Origin of the sequence: Shigella sp. FC1967 (assembly GCF_001743005.1) — a bacterium.
GTDB lineage: Bacteria > Pseudomonadota > Gammaproteobacteria > Enterobacterales > Enterobacteriaceae > Proteus.
Window position 1 is genome coordinate 1 of sequence record NZ_MIIZ01000752.1, and the last position, 3,737, is coordinate 3,737.

General features: G+C 36.7%; 2 protein-coding genes and 1 pseudogene. All 3 read left to right on the plus strand.

Annotated elements, in window-relative coordinates; all coding sequences use genetic code 11:
• The first annotated feature begins 276 nt into the window (after positions 1 to 276).
• The 3 genes and pseudogenes from ahpC to BHE89_RS11975 all read left to right on the plus strand — a co-directional run bounded on the left by ahpC (position 277) and on the right by BHE89_RS11975 (position 3,494).
• Positions 277 to 840, plus strand: a complete 564-nt coding sequence (ahpC, locus tag BHE89_RS11965; protein ID WP_006536680.1) for an alkyl hydroperoxide reductase subunit C — start codon at positions 277 to 279, stop codon at positions 838 to 840.
• A 70-nt stretch (positions 841 to 910) separates the two neighbouring features.
• A pseudogene (gene ahpF, locus BHE89_RS11970) lies at positions 911 to 2,477 on the plus strand (alkyl hydroperoxide reductase subunit F).
• Positions 2,478 to 2,855: 378 nt separating this feature from the next.
• A complete protein-coding gene (locus BHE89_RS11975) occupies positions 2,856 to 3,494 on the plus strand; it encodes an alpha/beta hydrolase family protein (RefSeq protein WP_286146093.1) in 639 nt (212 codons plus the stop codon).
• The last annotated feature ends 243 nt before the right edge of the window (positions 3,495 to 3,737 follow it).

Below are 3,737 nucleotides of genomic sequence, written 5' to 3' on the forward strand. Positions count from 1 at the left end.
GAATTGATTTATGAAGCACTAATATTAGTTTATAATTCATAATGTTATGAGTTTATTTTTACTAAAATTAAGGATGTTAAACAAAGGGGAAAACAATAAAAGATAGGCGCAATTGACTTGTTGTGTATTTGCTTTAATCGCTACATTTAGTTAACCTGGCTCTATCAATTTCTTCAACTCATTAGGTAAAACCTATTGAACTGATAGCAGGAATGTATTAGCTATTCTCAAGTGGAATAGGTACATTAGTTCCCATACCAAACAGGAGGAAATACAATGTCTTTAATTAATACCCCAATCAAACCATTCAAAAACATGGCATTTAAAGACGGTCAATTCGTAGAAGTGACTGAAAAGGACGTCGAAGGCAAATGGAGCGTTTTCTTCTTTTACCCTGCAGACTTCACTTTTGTGTGCCCAACTGAATTAGGCGACTTAGCTGACCATTATGCTGAGTTCCAAAAAATGGGCGTAGAAATTTATTCAGTTTCTACTGACACACATTTTACCCATAAAGCATGGCACAGCAGCTCAGAAACTATCGGTAAAATCAAATATGGCATGATCGGCGACCCAACTGGCGCATTAACTCGTAACTTTGAAAATATGCGTGAGAACGAAGGTCTTGCAGATCGTGGTACTTTTGTTGTTGACCCACAAGGTATCATCCAAGCAATCGAAATCACTGCTGAAGGCATTGGCCGTGATGCATCAGATCTGCTGCGTAAAGTTAAAGCTGCTCAATATGTTGCTAGCCATCCAGGTGAAGTTTGCCCAGCAAAATGGAAAGAAGGTGATGCAACTTTAGCTCCATCACTGGATTTAGTTGGCAAAATCTAAATAAGAATTAAGCCACTAAAAAAGTTATTTATCGGGTGTTTCGGCACCCGATTTTATTGAGGGTGCAAAAATGTTAGATAATAATTTAAAAGCTCAATTGAAAGCTTATTTAGAACGATTAACCCAGCCAGTTGAGTTAGTAGCAACATTAGACGACAGCAAACATTCTGCTGATATCCAAGAATTATTAAAAGAAATCGAACCATTATCCGATAAAGTCACTTATCGTGAAGATAATAACGCTAATGTACGCAAACCATCTTTTCTTATTACCAACCCAGGGAAAGAAACGGGTGTTCGTTTTGCAGGTTCGCCATTAGGTCATGAATTTACGTCATTAGTTTTAGCGTTACTGCAAACGGGTGGTCATCCATCAAAAGAAGCACAAGAATTACTTGAACAAATTCGTCAGTTAGACGGTGAGTTTCATTTCGAAACCTATTATTCGCTCTCTTGTCATAACTGCCCTGATGTTGTTCAGGCATTAAACTTAATGGCGATTTTAAATCCGAAGATCACTCACACAGCGATCGACGGAGGCATGTTCCAAAATGAAATTCAGGAACGTAATATCATGGGCGTTCCTGCTGTATTCTTAAATGGTAACGAATTTGGTCAGGGTCGTATGACCTTAGCGGAAATCGTTAACAAAGTAGACAGTAATGCAGAAAAACGTACGGCAGAATTGTTAAACCAAAAAGATGCTTTTGATGTATTAATTGTAGGTAGTGGTCCTGCTGGTGCATCAGCGGCGGTTTATTCAGCACGTAAAGGTTTAAATACAGGTCTTATTGGTGAACGTTTTGGTGGGCAAGTTCTGGATACTGTTGATATTGAAAACTACATTTCTGTACCAAAAACAGAAGGTGCAAAGCTTGCGGGCGCACTAAAAGCACACGTTGATGATTACCAAGTGGATGTGATTGATAGTCAAACTGTTAGTCGCTTAATTCCTGGGGCATCAGAAGGGGAGTTACATCAAATTGAAACAGCATCAGGCGCTATTTTAAAAACCCGTAGCTTAATTATTGCAACAGGTGCTCGCTGGAGAAATATGAATGTTCCTGGCGAAAATGAATATCGCACACGTGGTGTAACTTATTGCCCACACTGTGATGGCCCACTGTTTAAAGGCAAAAAAGTTGCTGTTATTGGTGGTGGTAACTCAGGGGTTGAAGCTGCAATTGATTTGGCGGGTTTGGTTGAGCACGTAACAGTATTAGAATTTGCTCCAGAAATGAGAGCAGATGCGGTATTACAGAAAAAAATTACGTAGCTTAAGCAATGTAGACGTTATCTTAAATGCACAAACTACAGAAGTTTATGGGGATGGCACTAAGTTAACGGGTCTAAAATATAAAGATCGTACTAATGATTCTATGCATGATATTGCATTAGCAGGCATTTTCGTTCAAATCGGCTTATTACCTAATACACAATGGTTAGAAGGTACTGTTGAGCGCAATAAAATGGGCGAAATTATTGTTGATGCCCGTGGCGAAACGAATATTAAAGGTGTGTTTGCTGCGGGTGACTGTACAACAGTACCTTATAAGCAAATCATCATTGCCGCCGGTGAAGGAGCAAAAGCCTCGCTAAGCGCATTTGATTACTTAATTCGTACGAGTGCAAAATAAGAAAAGTATTATCAAATAAGTTAACTATTTTATATTGTCTAAAGCATCTCAATTGAGGTGCTTTTTTCTATTTCCTGTTTTTTATTTTCGTTCCTTTGCCTATTCATAAATTCTAAACAATCTATGTTATTATCTTGGCACTGAAATAATCTATAGGGAAGTTGATTGATATGAATATAAAAAAATAAACATTTTCGACAAATTGTTCCTGCGCTACTTTTTTCCCTGCTATATGCTAGCACTTTTTCTGTTAATGCAGAGATTGAAGTTCGTGATGAAACGCTATTTGAAGCGCATCAACGCTTTAAAACCGAAATTATAAACGACAGTTTTGATAATATTGATCCGCCTTGGGAAGCACCACCAGAAATATTTAATGTGATTAAATATCCAGCAAAACCAGGGGATATGTATGCCTATTTAACACCACCACCTGCAAATAAAAAAGTGAAATTACCTGCGGTGATTTGGTTAAATGGAGGTTATGGTGGAATTGGTGGTGACGACTATTTTTGGCAACCTAAACCGGTTGATAACGATCAAACGGGTGCTATATTTCGTGATCCCAATATGGTGTTGATGATACCTTCTTTCCGTGGTGAAAATACCAACCCAGGCCGCTATGAAATGTTTTATGGCGAATTAGAAGATTTAGAATCGGCGAGGGAATATTTAGCATCATTGCCTTATATTGACTCTAAACGCATCTATGTTGTTGGACATAGTACGGGAGGTACCAGAGCATTATTAGCAAGTGAATATAGTGATAAATTCAGAGCTGTTTTCTCGTTGGGCGGAATACCCGATCTTAAATTACGCGCAGAAGGGAATATGATAGTTGAATTGCCTTTTGATAGAAATAAAGAAGAAGAATTTAATGTTCGTTCTGTATACCGTTATATTAAATCAATAAAAACACCTACTTTCTATTTTGAAGGACGTGATTATTTTTGGAGTGAATTTAATGAATTACGTGGTGTAGCAATAATGCATGATATTCCAATTAAAAATATATAACATTAAAAAATGGTGATCATTTCAATATTATTGTGCCTGTCAGTAAAATTAATTAAAAGATAAAAATTTTGTTAGATACTGATACAACTAAAGAAAGTAATATTCGGTTCACTAATGAAGAAATTAAATGGATCAATAAGCAAGTGAGATAATTTAAAAAAAATAACCCGCTCTTTTATTTAGTCGATAAAAGAGCGGTTTTTTATTTAATGATTAATATTATTAGCCAGAAAACTCATTACA

Excerpts from the sequence above, each read along its gene's own strand:
- ahpC (WP_006536680.1), top strand. The coding sequence starts at position 277 with ATGTCTTTAATTAATACCCCAATCAAACCATTCAAAAACATGGCATTT.